Origin of the sequence: Pseudomonas sp. G11 (assembly GCF_029457515.1) — a bacterium.
Lineage (GTDB): Bacteria > Pseudomonadota > Gammaproteobacteria > Pseudomonadales > Pseudomonadaceae > Aquipseudomonas > Aquipseudomonas gorinensis.
Genome location: NZ_CP120377.1, coordinates 7,168,859 through 7,188,892, shown reverse-complemented (window position 1 = coordinate 7,188,892; position 20,034 = coordinate 7,168,859). Strand labels below are relative to the sequence as shown.

At 61.4% G+C, this 20,034-nt stretch carries 17 protein-coding genes; 12 read left to right on the top strand and 5 right to left on the bottom strand.

Features of this window, described 5'->3' with window-relative positions; genetic code table 11:
* Window positions 1-151: 151 nt before the first annotated feature.
* Genes rsmA through P2T68_RS33165 form a run of 4 tightly spaced genes read right to left on the bottom strand, consistent with a single transcriptional unit; the run spans window position 152 to window position 6,072 of the window.
* Window positions 152-964, bottom strand: a complete 813-nt coding sequence (gene rsmA, locus P2T68_RS33180) for a 16S rRNA (adenine(1518)-N(6)/adenine(1519)-N(6))-dimethyltransferase RsmA (RefSeq protein ID WP_069077164.1) — start codon at window positions 962-964, stop codon at window positions 152-154.
* A complete protein-coding gene (gene pdxA, locus P2T68_RS33175; RefSeq protein WP_069077165.1) occupies window positions 961-1,950 on the bottom strand; it encodes a 4-hydroxythreonine-4-phosphate dehydrogenase PdxA in 990 nt (329 codons plus the stop codon). Before pdxA ends, rsmA begins: the two co-directional genes overlap by 4 nt.
* Window positions 1,947-3,287 carry a peptidylprolyl isomerase gene (locus tag P2T68_RS33170; RefSeq protein ID WP_024077716.1) on the bottom strand — a complete coding sequence of 447 codons (1,341 nt, stop codon included), beginning with the start codon at window positions 3,285-3,287 and terminating at the stop codon, window positions 1,947-1,949. The genes pdxA and P2T68_RS33170 overlap by 4 nt, the downstream gene beginning before the upstream one ends.
* A complete protein-coding gene (locus tag P2T68_RS33165) occupies window positions 3,262-6,072 on the bottom strand; it encodes an LPS-assembly protein LptD (RefSeq protein ID WP_277378822.1) in 2,811 nt (936 codons plus the stop codon). Before P2T68_RS33165 ends, P2T68_RS33170 begins: the two co-directional genes overlap by 26 nt.
* Before the next feature lie 130 nt (window positions 6,073-6,202).
* Here P2T68_RS33165 and P2T68_RS33160 point away from each other — a divergent pair, with 130 nt between their 5' ends.
* The 3 genes from P2T68_RS33160 to P2T68_RS33150 are packed head-to-tail and all read left to right on the top strand — an operon-like array spanning window position 6,203 to window position 8,668.
* A complete protein-coding gene (locus P2T68_RS33160) occupies window positions 6,203-7,228 on the top strand; it encodes a phosphotransferase (RefSeq protein WP_277378821.1) in 1,026 nt (341 codons plus the stop codon).
* Window positions 7,225-7,899: an N-acetylmuramate alpha-1-phosphate uridylyltransferase MurU gene (gene murU / locus P2T68_RS33155; protein WP_168232754.1), complete on the top strand. Its 675-nt coding sequence runs from the start codon at window positions 7,225-7,227 to the stop codon at window positions 7,897-7,899. Before P2T68_RS33160 ends, murU begins: the two co-directional genes overlap by 4 nt.
* Window position 7,900: 1 nt before the next feature.
* Window positions 7,901-8,668: a TerB family tellurite resistance protein gene (locus tag P2T68_RS33150; protein WP_069077169.1), complete on the top strand. Its 768-nt coding sequence runs from the start codon at window positions 7,901-7,903 to the stop codon at window positions 8,666-8,668.
* Window positions 8,669-8,809: 141 nt separating this feature from the next.
* Here P2T68_RS33150 and P2T68_RS33145 read toward each other — a convergent pair whose 3' ends face one another.
* Window positions 8,810-9,784 carry an alpha/beta hydrolase family protein gene (locus tag P2T68_RS33145; RefSeq protein ID WP_277378820.1) on the bottom strand — a complete coding sequence of 325 codons (975 nt, stop codon included), beginning with the start codon at window positions 9,782-9,784 and terminating at the stop codon, window positions 8,810-8,812.
* A gap of 77 nt (window positions 9,785-9,861) precedes the next feature.
* Between P2T68_RS33145 and P2T68_RS33140 the strand changes: the two genes are divergently transcribed.
* From P2T68_RS33140 to P2T68_RS33100, 9 genes are all read left to right on the top strand, one after another.
* Window positions 9,862-11,856, top strand: a complete 1,995-nt coding sequence (locus tag P2T68_RS33140) for a transporter substrate-binding domain-containing protein (RefSeq protein WP_024077710.1) — start codon at window positions 9,862-9,864, stop codon at window positions 11,854-11,856.
* Window positions 11,857-11,874: 18 nt separating this feature from the next.
* Entirely contained in the window at window positions 11,875-12,504 is a 630-nt protein-coding gene (locus P2T68_RS33135; RefSeq protein WP_024077709.1) for a response regulator transcription factor, read from the top strand.
* Between the two features lie 226 nt (window positions 12,505-12,730).
* Window positions 12,731-13,843, top strand: coding sequence for an ABC transporter ATP-binding protein (locus P2T68_RS33130; protein ID WP_024077708.1), 1,113 nt, complete (start codon window positions 12,731-12,733; stop codon window positions 13,841-13,843).
* Between the two features lie 44 nt (window positions 13,844-13,887).
* On the top strand, window positions 13,888-14,928 hold the full coding sequence (locus P2T68_RS33125) for an ABC transporter substrate-binding protein (protein ID WP_024077707.1): 1,041 nt from the start codon (window positions 13,888-13,890) through the stop codon (window positions 14,926-14,928).
* Between the two features lie 159 nt (window positions 14,929-15,087).
* Window positions 15,088-16,335, top strand: a complete 1,248-nt coding sequence (locus P2T68_RS33120) for an ABC transporter permease (protein WP_024077706.1) — start codon at window positions 15,088-15,090, stop codon at window positions 16,333-16,335.
* A 12-nt stretch (window positions 16,336-16,347) separates the two neighbouring features.
* A complete protein-coding gene (locus P2T68_RS33115) occupies window positions 16,348-17,172 on the top strand; it encodes an ABC transporter permease (protein WP_024077705.1) in 825 nt (274 codons plus the stop codon).
* A 137-nt stretch (window positions 17,173-17,309) separates the two neighbouring features.
* Complete coding sequence (locus P2T68_RS33110; RefSeq protein WP_102623871.1) at window positions 17,310-18,458, top strand: iron-containing alcohol dehydrogenase; 1,149 nt, start codon at window positions 17,310-17,312, stop codon at window positions 18,456-18,458.
* Between the two features lie 84 nt (window positions 18,459-18,542).
* Window positions 18,543-19,217: a ribulose-phosphate 3-epimerase gene (gene rpe / locus P2T68_RS33105; protein WP_024077703.1), complete on the top strand. Its 675-nt coding sequence runs from the start codon at window positions 18,543-18,545 to the stop codon at window positions 19,215-19,217.
* The gene (locus tag P2T68_RS33100; RefSeq protein WP_277378819.1) at window positions 19,214-20,032 is read left to right on the top strand and encodes a phosphoglycolate phosphatase; all 819 of its coding nucleotides are present in this window, start codon (window positions 19,214-19,216) and stop codon (window positions 20,030-20,032) included. The genes rpe and P2T68_RS33100 overlap by 4 nt, the downstream gene beginning before the upstream one ends.
* Window positions 20,033-20,034: the final 2 nt, after the last annotated feature.

Sequence of the window (20,034 nt, the reverse complement as noted above, 5' to 3'; positions counted from 1 at the left end):
CTTAAAAGCAAAAGCGGAGGACAGCAGATGCGGATCAGTCTAGGCCATGAGGTGGGCACTAGGCCAGACATGCTGTCTGGCCCGGCAGGAGCCGGCTTGCCGGCGATAGCAATGACGAGCACGCCATCGCTGGCAAACTGGCTCCTGGTGTTTATTCCTCCGCGGGGGCGGGCTGGATGGCCAGTTGGTCTGCGAGACGCACGAAGGCAGCCAGGTCCAGTTGCTCGGGGCGCAGGCTGCCGTCGACGCCGGCGGCTTCGATTTCAGCGTTGCTCAGCAGGGCCTTCAGCGTGTTGCGCAAGGTCTTGCGACGTTGGTTGAACGCTTCACGCACCACGCGCTCCAGCAATTTGTGATCCTTTGCCGGGTGCGGCAGTACGGCGTGAGGCACCAGGCGCACGATGGCCGAGTCGACCTTCGGTGGCGGGTTGAATGCGCCAGGGCCGACGTTGAACAGGTGTTCGACGCGGCAGTGGTACTGCACCATGATCGACAGGCGACCCCAATCACCACCGCCAGGGCCGGCAGCCAGGCGCTCCACCACTTCCTTTTGCAGCATGAAGTGCATATCGCGGATGATCCCGGCGTTGTTGAGCAGGTGAAAAATCAGCGGTGTGGAGATGTTGTACGGCAGGTTACCCACTACCCGCAGGCTGTTGGGCGCCGCGTTCAGGGTGTTGAAGTCGAACTTCAGCGCATCGCCCTGATGCAGGTTGAAGTTGGGTTTGTCGGCAAACTGCTGGTTGAGGATCGGGATCAGGTCCTTGTCCAGTTCGACCACGTCCAGTTGACCTCCGCTGGCCAACAGGCCTTGGGTCAGGGCGCCCTGGCCCGGGCCGATTTCCAGCAGACGGTCTTCAGGCTTGGCATGGATGGAGCGCAGGATACGGTCGATCACGCCAGCGTCGTGCAGGAAGTTTTGCCCGAAGCGCTTGCGCGCCCGGTGTTGGTAATGCTCGGTCATATACGGGTCTCGGCCATCTGATAGGCGGTTTCCAGGGCCACATGCAGGCTGCCGGTGTCGATCTTGCCGCTGCCCGCCAGGTCCAGGGCGGTGCCATGGTCGACGGAGGTACGGATGATCGGCAGGCCCAGTGTCACGTTGACGGCGGCGCCGAAGCCTTTGTATTTGAGCACCGGCAGCCCCTGGTCGTGGTACATCGCCAGCACTGCGTCGCAGTGCTCCAGATATTTGGGGGTAAATAGAGTATCTGCAGGCAGTGGGCCGCGCAGGTCCATGCCTTCTTGGCGCAGACGCTCCAGGGTGGGTTCGATGATGTCGATTTCTTCATGGCCCAGGTGGCCGCCTTCGCCCGCGTGGGGGTTGAGCCCGCAGACAAGGATGCGCGGTTGGGCAATGCCGAATTTCTGTTGCAGGTCGGCGTGCAGGATGCGCGTCACGCGCTCCAGGCGCTCGACGGTGATGGCGTCGGCAACATCGCGCAGTGGCAGGTGCGTGGTTACCAGGGCGACGCGCAGGCCGCGTGTGGCCAGCATCATCACGACTTGGGCGGTGTGGGTCAGTTCGGCAAGGAATTCGGTATGCCCGGAAAAGGCGATACCCGATTCATTGATCACGCCCTTGTGCACCGGTGCGGTGATCATGCCGGCGAAGTCGCCGTCGATGCAGCCTTGCCCGGCGCGGGTCAGGGTTTCCAGCACAAAGGCCGCGTTGGCCTTGTCCAGTTGCCCGGCAACCACCTTGGCGTGCAGTGGGGTATCCCAAACATAAAGGCTGCCCGCCGGCGCTGGCAGGTCTGGCCAATGATTCGGCGCAACGTCCAGCAGATTGACAGCCACACCCAGCTGCGTGGCTCGCTCAAGGAGCAGGTCACGGCTGGTAATGGCAATCAGGGGGTGTGGCTGGGCTTGTGAGGCGAGCAGCAGGCACAGGTCTGGACCAATGCCGGCCGGCTCGCCGGGTGTCACCGCGAAACGCTGGGGTTTCACTGGGTTGCCTGGTTGGTGCCTGTTTGCTCGGCGCCTGGCAGCTTGTTTTCTACGTAGGCTTCGTCACGGATCTGACGCAACCAGGTTTGCAGCTCTTCGTCGTACTTGCGGTTACGCAGTACGGTCAACGCTTGTTGCTCGCGGGCCTGGCTGGTGTTGTCGGTGGCGCGGCGGCCAAGGACTTCCAGTACATGCCAGCCGTATTGAGTCTTGAATGGCTTGGACAGAACGCCTTGCGGGGTCTTGGCCATGACGTCCTGGAACTCAGGCACCAGTGCCTTCGGGTCGATCCAGTTCAGGTCGCCGCCGTTGAGGGCCGAACCCGGGTCTTCCGAGAAGCTTTTGGCCAGGGTGGCGAAGTCTTCACCGCTTTCGATGCGGTCATAGATCTTCTGGGCCAGTTCCTTGGTTTGCGCTTCGGTGCGGATTTCGCTCGGTTTGACCAGGATATGACGAACATGGACTTCGTCTTTCAGCGAGGTCTCGCCGCCACGACGTTCCAGCAACTTGAGGATGATGAAACCACCAGGGGTACGGGCTGGCTGGGTAATGCCACCCACTTCCATGGCGCTCAGTTCCCGGTCGAATGGTGGTGGCAGTTGAGCGGCTTTACGCCAGCCCATGTCACCGCCTTCGAGGGCGTTGTCGCTGCCGGACTGGGCAATAGCCATTTGAGCGAAGTCAGCACCGGCTTTCAGGCGATCGTAGATCGCCTGGGTTTTTGCCGCTGCTGCATTGAGCTGCTCGGCGTTGGCGCTGTCCGGGGTCGGGATCAGGATGTTGGCCAGGTGCAGTTCTTCGGAAAGCTGCATCTTGCCCAGGTCCGAAGCCAGGAAGTTTTTCACCTCCTGCTCGGAGACCTGGACCCGCTCGGCCACACGGCGCTGACGCACGCGGCTGATGATCATCTCGCGGCGGATCTGGTCACGGGCGTCCTCGTAGGACAGGCCGTCATGGGCCAGGGCGGCACGGAACTGGTCAATGCTCATGTTGTTGCGTTGAGCGATGGTGCCAACGGCCTGGTTCAGCTCTTCATCCGAGATACGGATGCCGGAACGATCGCCGATCTGCAATTGCAGGTTTTCAACGATCAGGCGTTCCAGCACCTGTTGGTCCAGGACGCTGGTAGGTGGCACACCACCGCCACGCTTGGCGATGGTCTGCTGAACTTCCTTGACCCGTTGGTCCAGTTGGCTCTGCATGATCACGTCGTTATCGACGATGGCCACTACTTTATCCAGCTGTTGAACCGCAGCGTGGGCCGATGCGGTACCGAGGAACAGCGCGCCCAGCACTAGCGGGCGCAGACAATCAGAAAGCTTGGTCTTCACGTTCACGATAACCTTCAATGCCTTTGTCGAGGAAGCTCTCTACCTTGGCGCCGGTCAGGCCGCCGAGTCCTTTGAGGACGATCTGGAGGAAGAGCCCGTGGTCACCCTTTTCGTTAAGCGGGGCGATCTGGCTGTATTCGTCGTTGGAAACCCAGTAACGGTTGATGACGCGCAGTTTCCAGCAGCAGTTGTCGTACTCGAAACCACCGAAGGCTTCCAGGGTACGGTTGCGGGCATAGTCATACTGCCAGCGGGTGATCAGGTTCCACTGCGGAACGATCGGCCACATCATCGAGAAGTCGTGTTGTTGGATTTTGTAGTAATCCTTCACGAAGTTCTCTTGGCCCGGAGTGCCGTAGTCACCACCGAACTGCCATTTGCCGGTCAGCTGGTTGTAGACGACCTGGTCGTTACGATAGCGATAACCAACGTTGATGATCTTGTTCGGGTTGTCTTCCGGCTGGTAGTGAAGCATCGCGCTGCCGGAACGAGGACTGTGTTCCTCGGTGTCCCAGTTGTAGTCGGCAGTGGCGCGCCAGTCGCGGTTGAAGCGGAACTCGTAGTCCAGGGCGATTGGCGAGACATCCGATTGAGCATCGGCGCGGTCGGCCGCCAGGATACCTGGCAACTGGACTTCGCGATCCTTGAAGTACACCGCCTGGCCTACGGCTACGCGCTGGCGTTCGAAGCCGTTATCTTCGATCCAGCGGCTGGTCAGGCCCAGGGACAGCTTGTTCTCGTCACCGATCCGGTCAGAGCCGCTGAAGCGGTTGTCGCGGAACAGCGAGGCGTAGCTGAACGAGTACTCGCTGGTATCAAAGACCGGGATGTCGCTCTGGTCCTTGTTCGGTACGTACAGGTAGAACGCACGCGGCTCCAGGGTCTGGCGATAATCCTTGCCGAACCAGTTGGTGTTGCGGTCGAAGTACAGGCCGCTGTCGACGCTGGCGACGGGGATTGCGCGATCCTGGGAGCTCTTGAAGTTACCCCCTGCGTATGGGTTGGCCGCCGTTGCTGCATTTTGATCGGCAATGATCTGGTTCTTGCCGATGCTGTCCAGGTCCAGGTCGTATTTGGTGTAGACGTACTTGAGTTTCGGCGTCACAAAGCCGTAGGTCCAGTTCATCGGGTATTCGACGGCGGGAGCAACGTTCAGGCGCGTACCGTTTGCACGGGTCAGCCCCCTGACGTAGGTGTCCAGGCGCGGCGATACCAGGCCGTTCTCGTCGGTAAAGGTGCCGTTCTCCAGGTTCCGCTCAAAGCGCACGGCTTCGGTTTCGTAGCTGAAGTTCAGGCCACCCGGATGGTATGGCAGCTGGCCATTGAAGGTGATCTGCGGCAGCCGGTCATACGGGGTGATCTGGGAAATCGTCGCCAGTTGGTAGGCCTGGAGGTTCAGGCGTGCCTGGTAGGAGTCGCCGCGATAGGTCACGGAGCCCTGCTGGTTGACGTAATCGCGGCTCTCTACACCTTCCTGGTAAGCCTTCAGGTCCTGGAAGTAGTAAGGGTCGCTGATTTGGGTGTAGTCGACCTGGGTCAGTACACGCGAATCCAGCCCGCCCTTATGCTGCCAGTTGAGCATGTAGCGGGTTTTTTCGTAGTCGGTCTGCTTTTTGCGCTCGTCGTTGTCGTCGTTCAGGTAAGCGCCGCCGAACTGGCCTTCGCTGGATTTGGTGAGGTAGCGGAATTCGCCTTCCATCAACATGCCGCGCTTGGTCATGTATTGCGGGTACAACGTGGCGTCGTAGTTCGGTGCCAGGTTGAAGTAGTACGGCGTAACCAGGGTGAAGCCGGTTTCACTGCCCGTGCTGAAGCTCGGCGGCAGGAAGCCGGATTGACGACGGTTGTCGATCGGGAAGTAGATATAAGGGGTGTAGAGGATCGGGATGTTCTTGATCCGCAACGTCGCGTTGGTCGCCGTACCGAAACCGGTGGCCGGGTTCAACGTGATGTTGTTGCCCTTGAGCTGCCAGGCATTGCTGTCTGGTTCGCATGTGGTGTACGTACCGTCCTTGAGACGGATGATCGCGTTTTCGGCACGCTTGGCGTACAGCGCGTTACCGCGGATGCGCGACTTGTGCAGTACGTACTCGGCGTTATCGATTTGTGCGGCACCGGTGTCCAGCTGCACTTGCGCGTGGTCACCGACGATCAGCGCGCCATTGTCGCGCAAACGGACGTTACCGTTCAGCTCGCCACGGTTCTCGGCCTGATACAGGCTGGCTTCCTGGGACTCGAGCTGCATGCTGCCCTGGCGCATGACGACGTCACCGGCCAGGGTCGCGACCTGCGACTCCTGCTCGTAACGAGAGGCCTTGGCGCCGATGAAGGTCGGCGCATCGCTCTTGTTCGTCTTGTCGTTCATGCCGGGGCGAGTCGGCTCGATGTACGCACCGGCGCAATAAGGCCCGGTTTCGGCCAACTGGGCTGCCGTCAGCTTCTCGCGAGGTACCCAGTCCAGGTGGCTGTAGTCGGCGCTGCGCGAGCGCAGGCCACGGCCCTTGGATTCGGTAACCAGAGCGGTTTTCGGCTCGGCCTCGGCGTTGCCACCCGCATCGGCTTGCGCCGTGCTGTTGGCCGAGCTGACGGCTGCACCGTCATGCACCGGGCGCGGTGGTAATGGGGTGGCGGCGGTTTTCGGCGCGCAATCCCAGGCACCCGAAGCAGAGACTGAGCAGTCATACTGTTCCGCGGCGACCACGAATGAGGTGGCGAAAGGTTGCATGGCCAGCAGACTGCCGGTTACCAGCAACGGAAATTTTCTACGAAACGCGGGGGATTTCAATGCCATCTTATTAGTCCGGGCTTCCTGCGTGCCATCTGCCCGCGGTTTGGGCCGCACGCCTCTCGATGGTCTGAAAAAGATGCGTGATAATAAAGCATGCCCCGCTTGACGGCTAGCGCCGTCGGAGACCCTTGTAATGCCCGAGCAAGATCTACGTTTACAACAGCTGGAAGTCTGGCTGGATGAGCAGTTGCCGATCCTTTTCAATGCCCAGGACTGGGGCCCGGTACCCCCGGCCACATTGACCGCGGCCAGCAGCGACGCAAGTTTCAGGCGCTACTTCCGCTGGGAAGGCGGTGGCCGGACGTTCGTGGTAATGGACGCGCCACCCCCCCAGGAAAACTGCAAACCTTTCGTCGATATCGCTCATTTATTCGCGAAATCGGGAATTAATGTTCCGAAAATTTACGCAGAAGATTTGCCGCGAGGCTTTCTTTTGCTCAATGACCTGGGCAGAAACACCTACCTGGACGTGATTGACGAGCAAAATGCCGATCAATTGTTCGCCGACGCTATCGACGCCTTGCTGGCTTTCCAGCAATTGCCGATGGACACGCCGCTGCCCAGCTATGACGTCGCCCTGCTGCGTCGCGAGCTGGAATTGTTTCCTGAGTGGTACGTGCGCCGGCACTTGGGTATCGAGTTCGATACCCAGCAACAGGCCCTCTGGCAACGTGTCAGCGAACATCTGATCGACAGCGCCCTGGCCCAGCCCATGGTGCTGGTGCACCGCGACTACATGCCGCGCAACCTGATGATCAGCCAGCCCAACCCCGGCGTACTGGACTTCCAGGACGCGGTCTACGGCCCGGTGACCTACGACATCACCTGCCTGTTCAAGGACGCGTTCCTCAGTTGGCCCCAGGCCCGCGTGCGTGAATGGCAACGCGGCTACTGGGAACGTGCTGGAAAACTGGGCATCCCGGTACAGGCGGATTTCGACGACTTCCTGCGCGCCAGCGACCTGATGGGTGTGCAGCGCCATCTCAAGGTCATCGGCATTTTTGCGCGTATCTGCCATCGTGATGGCAAGCCACGCTACCTGGCCGATGTGCCACGCTTCTTCGCCTATATAGAAGCGGTGCTGGCGGACCGAGCGGAGCTGAGCGAACTGGGTGACCTGCTCGCCAGCCTGCGTCAACCCGCCGAGGCGCGGGTATGAAAGCAATGATCCTGGCGGCGGGCAAAGGCGAACGGATGCGTCCGCTCACGTTGCACACGCCCAAGCCGTTGGTGCAGGCGGGCGACAAGCGCTTGATCGAATATCACCTGGAAGCGCTGGCCAAGGCCGGCTTCACCGATATCGTGATCAACCACGCGTGGCTCGGCGAGCAGATCGAACGTTACCTGGGCGACGGCGCGCAGTTTGGCGTGCGCATTCGTTATTCCGCTGAAGGCGAGCCTCTGGAAACGGGGGGCGGGATCTTCCAGGCATTGCCGTTGCTAGGCGCTGAACCCTTTCTGGTGGTCAATGGCGATATCTGGACCGACTACGACTTTACCCGCCTGCGGCAACCGCTGCGGGGCCTGGCCCATTTGGTAATGGTCGACAACCCGGCGCATCACCCATCGGGTGGGGATTTCTATCTGCATCAGGGCGTGCTTCATGATGCGGCGCCCGGTGCCGATAACCTGACCTTCAGTGGCATTTCAGTGCTCGACCCCCAGTTGTTCGCGGGTTGCAGTGCGGGTGCCTTCAAGCTGGCGCCGCTGTTGCGGGAGGCCATGGCGAAAGGTCTGGTAACGGGGGAAAAGATGACGGGACGCTGGATTGATGTCGGTACGCTGGAGCGTCTGGCGCAGGTCGAAACCCTGCTGAAAGCGGGGCAATAGGATGTTGTGGCCAGGGACGCTGATCGGCGCCGGGGCTGGCTTTGCCATTGCCAGTATTCCGGGGGCCTTGTTGGGCGCATTACTGGGGCAGGCGCTGGACCGCCGCCTGCAACTGCAAAGCTGGGCACAATTGCGTGAGCGCCTGGGCGGTCGCCCGGCGTTGCGCAATGACGAACTGCTGTTTGTGCTGTTGGGGCGCCTGGCCAAGAGCAATGGTCGGGTGGTAGATGGGCATATCCAGCAGGCACGGCAGGAAATGCGTTCACTGGACATGAGCGAGCCGGCCCAACGCCGAGCGATCGTGGCCTTCAATCGTGGCAAGTCGGGTTCTGATCGGGTGCGCACCTACTTGCGCCTCCTCAAGGCGCAGCCCCATGCGGCGGAGGGTGTGTTACGGGCTTGCTGGCGCATGGCCTGGGCGGACGGCAAGGCGGATGACGCCGAGCGCGACCTGATCGAGCAGTGGGGCAAATGGCTGGGGTGGACGCCGCAACAGCTCCAGGCGCTGGCGTCTGACTACGCGCCGGAACGTAAACCGCTGGCTAGCCGCAGTGGCGCCTATCAGGAGGCGTTGCGGATTCTGGGGGTGACTTCCACTACCGAGCCATCGGTGATCAAGCGTGCCTACCGTCGTCTGCTCAGTCGTCACCACCCGGACAAGATCGCCGGCAGCGGTGCCAGCCCCGCGCAAGTGCGTGAGGCCACCGAGCGCACCCGTGAATTGCATAACGCGTATGCGTTGATTCGCGAGCGCCGGGATTTTCGTTAGCTGCCGGTATTTGCGGGGGGTAACCACAACCCGATGTGGGAGGGGGCTTGCCCCCGATGAGGGAGTGTCAGTAGATGCATCGATGGCTGACCCACCGCAATCGGGGGCAAGCCCCCTCCCACATTGCTGTTGTGCTGTTCCTCAGTCGGCGCTGGCCTGTGGGCTCAACCAGCCGCGAATCCGGCGATACAACTGTTCCTGCTCGGCGGCGCTGTTGCCGGGCAGGGTCTTGAGCGACACCTGCTTATAGCTGTCATTCTTCGAGCGCTTGGCCGCCTGGCTACGCTCCTGCGCGTTTTTGCGTTCTTGGGCGCTGTCTTGATAAAAGACATCCGCCGTCGGCACTTTCAAGCCTGGGGCCAGTTGTTGCAGGTCCGGCTGGCGAGCTGCCGGGGTCTTGCCGGCGACCATGACCAGCTTTTGCACTTGAGCCGGTTGTTTTTCGCTCAGGTAGCGCGCTGCCCACCAGGCGCCGGTGCCATGCCCGAGCAGTGCAACGCTGCGCGCGCCTTGGGTCTGGGCGAAGGCGACCGCAGCGTCGATGCGGTCGAAGATGCGCTTGGTGTCAGTCTTCTCCTGTTCATCCGCGCCTGGCACCACTGCCGGATCGGTTCCTTCGGCTTCGGCACTGGCGGCCTGTTCGATGGGTTTGGCGGCCGTGCTGCCTTCTTTGCTGCTGGTGTCGACGGTCGCCTTGGGCGCTTCGATCACTCGGGGCGGCAGGGTATCCATGTTGACGTCCGGCAGCGACAGGCTGAGGGTGCCCCAGTTGGCGTCGGGCAATTTGCGTCGCAATGGTGCGATTGCTTGCGGCCAGTCAGCACTTTCCCCGGCGCCCGGTACGATAATCACCACACCTTCGGGTTCGGCGCTGTTGGCCGGTTTCCACAAGGCCAGGAATGAGTCGCTGCCGGCCTGTAGCTGTTGCTGTTCGGCGCGTGGTATTTGCCGTTCCAGGGCGCTGGCTTCTTCCTGGCTACGCTCAGGCAAGGGTTGGCGTTCAGCCGGTTTTTCGGCTGGTGGCGCAGGCGCATCGGCGGCCTGGACAGAAAAGGCGCTGGTAAATAGCAGTGACAGGCACAATGCTGGCAGTACCGAACGGTGGAGATGGGGCATCGTTATTTCCCGGCCAGAAGTGATTCCGGCAGCCTAATGGGTTGGTCAGTATTTGTCAGTGATGTGAGACGTGGATCATGGGTTTTCGCTGTCTGCTGGTTATCGGCTGTTTGTGCTTTGCCTTGATGGCGGGAGCTGCACCTGCCCCTGTCGTACCGCAAGCGCAGCTCGATGCGCAGCAACGTCAATGGTTGGCCGGCCACCCGGAGTTGCGGGTGGGCCTGGTATTACAGGCACCGTATGCGCAATATGATCGGCGCCTGCAGCGTTTGTCCGGCGCCAATGTCGAGTTGATGCAATGGCTGGCCAAGGCGCTGAATATTGAACTGTTGTGGCGTAACTTCCCGACGCAGGAACAACTGGAAGACGCCGTGCGTGACGGGGAGGTCGATATCGCCCCCGGCTTGCAACAGACCCCGGCCGGTTTGCGCCTGTGGTTGTTCACTGACCCGTACATGCGCGTGCCCCAGCACATTGTCGGTATCCGAGAGGGCGGCGGCGCGGTCGACCTGGAAAAGCTCGACGACCGCTCGCGCGTTGCGGTGCGCATGCCCAGCGCGGTGGCCGATTACCTGCGCAGCACTTATCCCAGCCTCAACCTGCAAGGCGTGCCCATGGAGCGCCAGGCCTTGCAGTTGCTGGTGAGCCAGCAGGCGCGTTATGCCGTGGTGGACGAAGCCCAGTTGAGCCGATTGTCCGGTGAAGCGGAATTCGCCGGGCTGGCCGTGGTGGGGGACATCGGCCTGCCGCAGTTGCTGCGGGTGGCGACCCGCCGCGAATGGCCGGAACTGGCGGGCATCATGCAAAGCGCCCTGCGCGCCATCCCCGCCCGCGATCTCGACCAATTACACACCCGTTGGCTGCAACCCAAGTACCCACGGCTGTCAGAGTCGCCGGGCTTGTGGCAGAACCTCAGCCTGCTGCTGGGCCTGTTGCTGCTCGCCTGCCTGGCGGTGGTGTTTTGGCAGCGGCGTCATCAGCGCGTGCTCGAACACAGCCTGCTGGCCGCCCGCGAGGAAAGTGCGGCGCGCGCCGCGGGTGCCGAAGCGCTGCGGTTGACGCAATTCTCCATCGATCAAAGCACCGTCGGCATCCTCTGGGTCAACTGGGACAGCCATGTGCGCTACGCCAACCGCGCGGCCGAAACCATGCTGGGCTATGGTCCCGGCGCCTTGATCGAGCGACCCTTGGTTGATTTTGACCCGAGCCTGGACATGGACCGCTGGCTGAACCTGTGGAAACGCGCACGCGCCAGCGAAGAGGGGCCGCAGAACTTCGCCACCGATTGCTTGCGTGCCGATGGCAGTGTCTTGCCCGTCGATGTGTCCTTGAGCTTCCTGCGTTTTGCCGAGGGCGAATACCTGGTGGTCTACCTCAATGACGTCACCGAACGACGCCGCTATGTGGCCGCGCTGCTGCAAAGTGAAGCGCAATTGCGTGAACTGTCGGCCCACCTGGAAACCGTGCGCGAAGAAGAAAAGGCCCGTATCGCCCGCGAAGTGCATGACGAGCTCGGACAAATGCTCACGGTGCTGAAGCTGGAAACCTCGATGTGCGAGCTGGCCTACGCGCAACTCGACCCAGGGTTGAATGAGCGGCTCAACAGCATGAAGCGCCTGATCGCCCAGTTGTTCCAGCTGGTTCGCGATGTGGCCACGGCGCTACGCCCGCCGATTCTCGATGCGGGGATTGCCTCTGCCATCGAGTGGCAGGCGCGGCGCTTCGAAGCGCGCACGCAGATCCCGTGCCTGGTGCAGGTTCCGGAAAACCTGCCGCTGCTGAGCGATGCCAAGGCTATTGGCCTGTTTCGCATTCTCCAGGAGGCGCTGACCAATGTGATGCGCCATGCCCAGGCGCATACTGTGGAGCTGACCTTGACGGTGGAAGGCAAACACCTGCGGCTGACTATCAGCGACGATGGTGTCGGCTTCGTCCAGGCCCAGGGGCGGCCGGTGTCGTTTGGTCTGGTTGGCATGCGCGAACGGGTGTTGATCATGGGCGGGCAATTGACCCTGGACAGCGAGTTGGGAGAGGGCACGACCCTGAGTGTCACGGTGCCGTTGGATGCATAACGATAAGAGGAAACCCCTGTGATCCGTGTACTGGTAGCCGAAGACCACACCATCGTGCGTGAAGGCATCAAGCAATTGATCGGCCTGGCCAAAGACCTGCTGGTGGTGGGCGAGGCAAGCAATGGCGAGCAATTGCTGGAGACCTTGCGTCATGTGCCTTGCGAAGTGGTGCTGCTGGACATCTCCATGCCCGGGGTCAATGGGCTGGAGGCCATCGCGCGCATTCGTGCACTGAACAACCCGCCGGCGATCCTGGTGCTATCGATGCACGATGAAGCGCAAATGGCCGCCCGTGCCTTGAAGGTGGGGGCGGCCGGTTATGCCACCAAAGACAGCGACCCGGCACTGCTGTTGATGGCGATTCGCAAGGTCGCGGCCGGTGGTCGTTATATTGACCCGGACCTGGCGGACCGCATGGTATTCGAGGTCGGCCTGACCGATTCGCGGCCCTTGCACTCATTGCTCTCGGAGCGCGAGTTCTCGGTATTCGAACGCCTGGCCCAGGGTGCCAACGTCAATGATATTGCCCAGCAGTTGGCGCTGAGCAGCAAGACCATCAGCACCCACAAGGCGCGCTTGATGCAAAAGCTCAATATCACCTCCCTGGCCGAACTGGTGAAGTACGCCATGGAGCACAAGCTCCTGTAGCGACATATCTATTTGCGACACCCCGCAAACCGGCACGGCCCCCATTCTCGCCGCTTGCGGCGCTCCACCTGGCGCGGCACTGTCCAGTACACGCCATGGGTGTAGGGCGTTCCCTACCCCCAACCGTCCATCCTGCTGATGTGATTCTCTCCTGGCCCCCGATTTCCGGGGCCTCGCCCCTGGACTACGCTTGTGCCACAGCAGTCCAAAATACAAAGGTGCGGGTATGAGCGAGGTGGATTCAAATGATGTGCTGGTCAGCTTTCGTGGCGTGCAGAAGAGCTACGACGGCGAGAACCTGATCGTCAAAGACCTCAACCTGGAGATTCGCAAGGGCGAGTTCCTCACCTTGCTCGGGCCATCCGGTTCAGGCAAGACCACCAGCCTGATGATGCTGGCGGGTTTCGAAACGCCGACCGCCGGTGAAATCCAGCTGGCCGGGCGCTCGATCAACAACGTGCCGCCGCACAAGCGCGATATCGGCATGGTGTTCCAGAACTACGCGTTGTTCCCGCACATGACGGTGGCCGAGAACCTGGCGTTCCCCCTGTCGGTACGTGGTTTGAGCAAGACCGATATCAGCGAGCGGGTCAAACGCGTGCTGAGCATGGTCCAGCTCGACGCCTTCGCCCAGCGCTATCCGGCGCAACTCTCCGGCGGCCAGCAACAGCGCGTGGCGTTGGCCCGGGCGCTGGTGTTCGAACCGCAACTGGTGCTGATGGACGAACCCCTCGGCGCCCTCGACAAGCAATTGCGCGAACACATGCAGATGGAGATCAAGCACCTGCACCAGCGCCTCGGCGTGACGGTGGTGTACGTGACCCACGACCAGGGCGAAGCCTTGACCATGTCGGACCGGGTGGCGGTGTTCCACCAGGGCGAGATCCAGCAGATCGCCGCGCCGCGCACCTTGTATGAAGAACCGAAGAACACCTTCGTCGCCAACTTTATCGGCGAAAACAACCGCCTCAATGGTCGCTTGCATAGCCACAGCGGCGACCGCTGCGTGGTGGAGCTGGCGCGGGGCGAGAAAGTCGAGGCGCTGGCGGTGAATGTCGGCCAGGTCGGCGGCCCGGTAACGCTGTCGGTACGACCTGAGCGCGTCAGCCTCAATGGCTCCAGTGAAAGCTGCATCAACCGTTTCTCGGGGCGAGTGGCGGAATTCATTTACCTGGGCGACCACGTGCGCGTGCGTCTGGAAGTCTGCGGCATGAGCGATTTTTTTGTGAAACAACCGATCGCCGAGCTGGACCCGGCCCTGGCGGTCGGCGACGTGGTACCGATTGGCTGGCAAGTCGAGCACGTTCGCGCACTCGACCCACTTCTAGAGGCGAAATAATCGCCCCCATGGCTTCACCAACCCTGCACGTGGAGAGAACAACAATGTTGAGATCCCTGAAATATTCCGTCCTGGCTTTGAGCTTGATGGGCGCGACACAGGCCATGGCAGGCCCGGACCTGACGGTCGTGTCCTTCGGTGGCGCGAACAAGGCTGCACAGGTCAAGGCCTTCTATGCACCGTGGGAAAGCGCGGGCAACGGCAAGATCGTCGCCGGTGAATACAACGGTGAAATGGCCAAGGTCAAGGCCATGGTTGACACCAAGAGCGTGTCCTGGGACTTGGTGGAAGTAGAGTCGCCGGAACTGTCCCGTGGTTGCGACGAGGACATGTTCGAGCCGCTGGACCCTAAATTGTTCGGCAACACTGCGGATTACGTGAAGGGCGCGATCCAGCCTTGTGGTGTGGGCTTCTTCGTGTGGTCCACGGTGCTGGCCTACAACGCCGACAAACTCACCAGCGCACCGACCAGTTGGGCGGATTTCTGGGACACCAAGAAATTCCCAGGCAAGCGCGGTCTGCGTAAGGGGGCCAAGTACACCCTCGAATTCGCCTTGATGGCTGACGGCGTCGCGCCGAAGGATGTCTACAAAGTACTGGCCGGCAAAGATGGCCAGGACCGTGCGTTCAAGAAGCTCGATGAACTCAAGCCGTCGATCCAATGGTGGGAAGCCGGCGCACAACCGCCGCAGTACCTCGCCTCGGGTGACGTGGTGATGAGCTCGGCCTACAACGGCCGTATCGCGGCCGTACAGAAAGAGAGCAACCTCAAAGTGGTCTGGAACGGCGGCATCTACGACTTCGATGCCTGGGCCATTCCAAAAGGCCTGGCCAAGGATCGCGCAGACGCGGCGAAGAAATTCATCGCCTTCTCCGTGCAGCCGCAGCAGCAGAAGATCTACTCGGAAAACATCGCCTACGGCCCGGCCAACACCCAAGCCGTACCGTTGCTGGCCAAGGATGTGTTGAAAGACATGCCGACTACGCCAGAGAACATCGCCAACCAGGTGCAGATCGATGTGAGCTTCTGGGCGGATAACGGCGAGCAGTTGGAGCAGCGCTTCAACTCCTGGGCTGCCAAGTAACACCGCATAACCCTGTGGGAGGGGGGCTTGCCCCCGATGACGGCGGCCCAGTCGATACCTGTGTTGACTGAAACTCTGCCATCGGGGGCTAGCCCCCCTCCCACAAGGGATTTCCCGCGTGTGAAAGATTGCATTCATTTTCAAGTTTCGGAGTCAGCCATGGCCATCGCCGTTCCCTCGAACGAGGTCAACAGCCCCACCCTCAAGCAGCGCCTGGCGCGTGCCGAACGGCTCAATCGCTGGAAGGCCCAGGCCTTGATTGCACCGCTGGTGCTGTTTTTGCTGCTGGTGTTCCTGGTGCCGATCGTTGCGCTGCTCTACAAAAGCGTGGGTAACCCTGAAGTGGTGGGCGGTTTGCCGCGCACCGTGGTGGCGGTGAAGACCTGGGACGGTCGTGGCCTGCCGGGCGAGCCGGTGTACCAGGCGCTGAGCGAAGACCTGGGCGAAGCCCGCAAAAACCAGACCCTGGGCGATCTGTCGAAACGTTTGAACATGGAATTGGCCGGCTACCGCAGCCTGCTGACCAAAACCGCACGGGCGCTGCCGTTTACCGAAGCCCCGGCCTCTTATAAAGAAGCGTTGGAAAGCCTCGATGAACGCTGGGGCGACCCGGCGTACTGGCAGGCGATCCGGCGTAATACCAGCAGCCTGACCCCCTACTACCTGCTGGCGGCCGTCGATCATCGCATCGATGACCTCGGCGAAGTGGCCCCGGCCACCCCCGACCAGGCGATCTACCTGGATATTTTCGCCCGTACCTTCTGGATGGGCCTGGTGATCACTTTCGTCTGCCTGCTGCTGGCCTATCCACTGGCGTACTTGCTGGCCAACCTGCCGGCGCGCAAAAGTAACCTGCTGATGATCCTGGTACTGCTACCGTTCTGGACCTCGATCCTGGTGCGGGTGGCGGCGTGGATTGTGTTGCTGCAGTCCGGCGGCTTGATCAACAGCGCACTGATGGGCATGGGGCTGATCGATAAACCCATGGAACTGGTGTTCAACCGCACCGGGGTCTACATCTCCATGGTGCATATCCTGCTGCCGTTCATGATCTTGCCGATCTACAGCGTGATGAAGGGTATTTCACCGACTTATATGCGTGCGGCCATTTCCCTGGGCTGCCACCCGTTCACCAGCTTCTGGCGCGTCTACTTCCCGCAAACCTATGCCGGTGTGGGGGCGGGTTGCCTGCTGGTGTTCATCCTGGCGATTGGTTACTACATCACCCCGGCGCTGCTGGGCAGCCCGAACGACCAGATGGTCAGCTACTTCGTGGCCTTCTATACCAACACCAGTATCAACTGGGGCATGGCGACGGCGTTGGGTGGCTTACTGCTGCTGGCGACCGTGCTGCTGTACCTGATCTACAACCGGCTGGTGGGCGCCAGTCGTCTGCGCCTGAGCTGAGGAGACCTTGCGATGCTGAGCCCTTATATGTCACCGGTGGAACGGGTGTGGTTCTACAGCTTGCGGATACTCTGCGGCCTGATCCTGCTGTTCCTGATCCTGCCCGTGCTGGTGATCATCCCGCTGTCGTTCAACAGCGGCAGTTTCCTGGTGTACCCGTTGCAAGGCTTCTCGCTGCACTGGTACCAGGACTTTTTCGCCTCGGCGGAATGGATGCGCGCGCTGAAGAACAGCATCATCGTCGCGCCGGCGGCCACCGTGCTGGCCATGGTGTTCGGCACCCTGGCGGCGATTGGCCTGACCCGCGGGCATTTTCCCGGCAAGGCGCTGGTGATGGCCCTGGTGATTTCGCCGATGGTGGTGCCGGTGGTGATCATCGGTGTAGCGAGTTACCTGTTCTTTGCGCCGCTGGGCCTGGGTAACAGCTTCTTTTCGTTGATCGTGGTGCACGCCGTGTTGGGCGTGCCCTTTGTGATCATCACCGTGTCGGCGACGCTGCAGGGGTTCAACCATAACCTGGTGCGGGCGGCTGCCAGCCTGGGGGCTTCGCCGTTGACCGCGTTTCGTCGGGTGACCTTGCCACTGATCGCGCCGGGAGTGATTTCCGGAGCGCTGTTTGCCTTCGCGACGTCGTTCGATGAAGTGGTGGTGACGCTGTTCCTGGCCGGCCCGGAGCAGGCGACCTTGCCTCGGCAGATGTTCAGCGGTATCCGTGAGAACCTCAGCCCGACGATTGCCGCCGCGGCGACCTTGCTGATTGCGTTCTCGGTGTTGCTGTTGCTGACCCTGGAATGGCTGCGCGGGCGTAGCGAGAAGTTGCGCACCGCACAGGTCTGAAGCCCACGCAGATCACAGTGTAGGAGGGGGAAAGCCCCTCCCGCATGGGACTGTGACCATTCAGCAGTTGAATGGAAGACAACCTGTTTCGATCAGTTACTCTTGTGCTAGCCCACAATCGACAAGAGGCCGCGCACATGAGTACTTCCTCATTCAAGATCGCCCACAAACTACTGACCGGTGCTGGCGCCATCGAGCAACTGGCTGCCGAGCTCACGCGGCTGGATATCGACAACCCGCTGATCGTCACCGACGCCGCGCTGGTCAAGTCGGGCACCGTGGCCCTGGCGATTGAGCATTTGGGCGATCGCACCTACGAAATCTTCGACCGCGTGCTGCCCGACCCGGAAGTCGCCATCGTCGAAGATTGCATGCGCGTGTACCGCGAGGGTGGCCATGACGGCTTGATCGGCCTGGGCGGCGGCAGTGCGATCGATATCGCCAAGAGCGTGGCGGCGTACGCGGGTTACCACGGCGCCCTGGCGGACTTGTTCGGGGTCGACCAGGTGCCGCGCAAGGGGCCGCCGCTGATCGCCATTCCCACCACGGCCGGTACCGGTTCTGAAGTGACCAATGTGGCGATTCTTTCCGACAAGGTCGCGCAATTGAAAAAAGGCATCGTCAGCGACTTCCTGTTGCCGGATGTCGCGCTGATCAGCCCGCAAATGACCCTGACCTGCCCACGCAGCGTCACCGCCGCCAGTGGCGTGGATGCACTGGTGCATGCGATTGAGGCCTACCTGTCGCTGAATGCCTCGCCGATCACCGATGCGCTGGCCATTGGCGCAATCAAGCTGATCGCCAAGGCGCTGCCCAAGGCCTACGCGAACCCGGCCAACCTGCAGGCCCGCGACGATATGGCCACCGCCAGCCTGATGGCCGGGATGGCATTCGGGAATGCCGGTGTGGGCGCGGTGCATGCGCTGGCGTACCCGTTGGGCGGGCGCTTCAACATCGCCCACGGCGTGAGTAATGCGCTGTTGCTGCCGTATGTGATGCATTGGAACAAGCTGGCGTGTGTCGAGCGCATGCAGGACATCGCCGTGGCCATGGGCGTGAACGTCAGCGGCCTGAGTGTCAACGATGCCGCCGACCAGGCGGTCGATGCGATGACGCGACTGTGTGCCGCAGTGGAGATCCCGTCGGGCCTGCGCAGTTTTGGGGTTCCCGAGGACGCAATCCCGGCCATGGCCTGCGAAGCGGCGGGCATTGAGCGGCTGATGCGCAATAATCCGCGCAAGCTCAGCCCGGCGGATATCGAGAAAATCTATCGAGCGGCCTATTAGCCGTTGAGTTAGGTCACGGTGCGCAGGGCAAAGCATGAGGTATACAATGCGCGCCATCGTGATTTAGCTCAAAAAAGGTGCGTCATGCAGCCCTTCGTTATCGCTCCATCGATTCTCTCTGCCGATTTCGCCCGCCTGGGTGAAGAAGTGGACAAGGTGTTGGCCGCCGGTGCCGACTTCGTGCACTTCGATGTCATGGACAACCACTACGTGCCCAACCTGACCATCGGGCCGATGGTCTGCGCCGCGTTGCGCAAGTACGGGATCACCGCGCCGATCGATGCGCACCTGATGGTCAGCCCGGTGGACCGTATCATCGGTGACTTCGTTGACGCCGGAGCAACCTACATCACCTTCCACCCGGAAGCTTCGCTGCATGTCGATCGCACCCTGCAACTGATCCGCGAGGGCGGCTGCAAGGCGGGCCTGGTGTTCAACCCGGCCACCCCGCTGGATGTGCTCAAGTACGTGATGGACAAGGTCGACATGGTCTTGCTGATGAGCGTCAACCCAGGCTTCGGCGGGCAGAAGTTCATTCCTGGCACCCTCGACAAGCTGCGCGAAGCCCGTGCGCTGATCGATGCCTCGGGCCGTGACATCCGCCTGGAAATCGACGGCGGGGTCAACGTCAACAATATTCGCGAAATCGCCGCCGCCGGTGCCGATACCTTCGTGGCCGGCTCGGCGATCTTCAATGCCCCGGATTATCAGGAAGTGATCGCCAAGATGCGTGCCGAACTGGCGCTGGCGCGTCCATGAGCGGCTTTGAGCAGTTATTCCCCGGCAAACTGCCACGGCTGGTGATGTTCGATCTGGACGGTACGTTGATCGATTCGGTGCCCGACCTGGCGGCGGCGGTGGACGAGATGCTGCTCAAGCTGGGGCGCAAGCCGGTGGGGATCGACTCGGTGCGTGAATGGGTCGGCAACGGTGCGCAGATGCTGGTGCGCCGGGCCCTGGCCAATCATATCGACGCCGAAGGTGTGGATGATGTCGAGGCCGAGCATGCACTGGAGTTGTTCAACACTGCTTATGAGGACAGTCACGAACTCACGGTGGTATACCCCGGCGTGCGCGACACGCTCAAATGGCTGAGCAAGCAGGGCGTGGAAATGGCCCTGATCACCAACAAGCCGGAGCGCTTCGTCGCGCCGTTGCTGGACCAGATGAAAATCGGCCGGTATTTCCGCTGGATCATCGGTGGCGATACCTTGCCGCAGAAGAAACCCGACCCGGCGGCGCTGTTTTTTGTGATGAAAATGGCCAATATCCCGGCGTCGCAGTCGTTGTTTGTCGGCGATTCGCGCAGTGATGTGCTGGCGGCAAAAGCGGCGGGGGTGCAGTGCGTGGCCTTGAGTTACGGCTACAACCATGGTCGGCCGATCGCCGAAGAGTCGCCGTCGTTGGTGATTGATGACCTGCGACTGCTAATCCCCGGTTGCTTGGGAGCTGGCGCTGAGATAACGTTGCCCGATACCGATCCGTCCCCTTCTGGAAATTCCATCGTGGTGGTCACTCGCAAACTCTGGATGAAAGTTATCAAGGCCCTGGCCCGCTGGCGTTGGCGCGCCTGACT

What these genes read in the sequence shown, in the direction of transcription:
- rsmA (WP_069077164.1), bottom strand. Translation starts at nt 964, where the DNA reads ATGACCGAGCATTACCAACACCGGGCGCGCAAGCGCTTCGGGCAAAAC.
- P2T68_RS33165 (WP_277378822.1), bottom strand. Translation starts at nt 6,072, where the DNA reads ATGGCATTGAAATCCCCCGCGTTTCGTAGAAAATTTCCGTTGCTGGTA.
- P2T68_RS33160 (WP_277378821.1), top strand. Translation starts at nt 6,203, where the DNA reads ATGCCCGAGCAAGATCTACGTTTACAACAGCTGGAAGTCTGGCTGGAT.
- murU (WP_168232754.1), top strand. Translation starts at nt 7,225, where the DNA reads ATGAAAGCAATGATCCTGGCGGCGGGCAAAGGCGAACGGATGCGTCCG.
- P2T68_RS33150 (WP_069077169.1), top strand. Translation starts at nt 7,901, where the DNA reads ATGTTGTGGCCAGGGACGCTGATCGGCGCCGGGGCTGGCTTTGCCATT.
- P2T68_RS33145 (WP_277378820.1), bottom strand. Translation starts at nt 9,784, where the DNA reads ATGCCCCATCTCCACCGTTCGGTACTGCCAGCATTGTGCCTGTCACTG.
- P2T68_RS33140 (WP_024077710.1), top strand. Translation starts at nt 9,862, where the DNA reads ATGGGTTTTCGCTGTCTGCTGGTTATCGGCTGTTTGTGCTTTGCCTTG.
- P2T68_RS33130 (WP_024077708.1), top strand. Translation starts at nt 12,731, where the DNA reads ATGAGCGAGGTGGATTCAAATGATGTGCTGGTCAGCTTTCGTGGCGTG.
- P2T68_RS33125 (WP_024077707.1), top strand. Translation starts at nt 13,888, where the DNA reads ATGTTGAGATCCCTGAAATATTCCGTCCTGGCTTTGAGCTTGATGGGC.
- P2T68_RS33120 (WP_024077706.1), top strand. Translation starts at nt 15,088, where the DNA reads ATGGCCATCGCCGTTCCCTCGAACGAGGTCAACAGCCCCACCCTCAAG.
- P2T68_RS33115 (WP_024077705.1), top strand. Translation starts at nt 16,348, where the DNA reads ATGCTGAGCCCTTATATGTCACCGGTGGAACGGGTGTGGTTCTACAGC.
- P2T68_RS33110 (WP_102623871.1), top strand. Translation starts at nt 17,310, where the DNA reads ATGAGTACTTCCTCATTCAAGATCGCCCACAAACTACTGACCGGTGCT.
- rpe (WP_024077703.1), top strand. Translation starts at nt 18,543, where the DNA reads ATGCAGCCCTTCGTTATCGCTCCATCGATTCTCTCTGCCGATTTCGCC.
- P2T68_RS33100 (WP_277378819.1), top strand. Translation starts at nt 19,214, where the DNA reads ATGAGCGGCTTTGAGCAGTTATTCCCCGGCAAACTGCCACGGCTGGTG.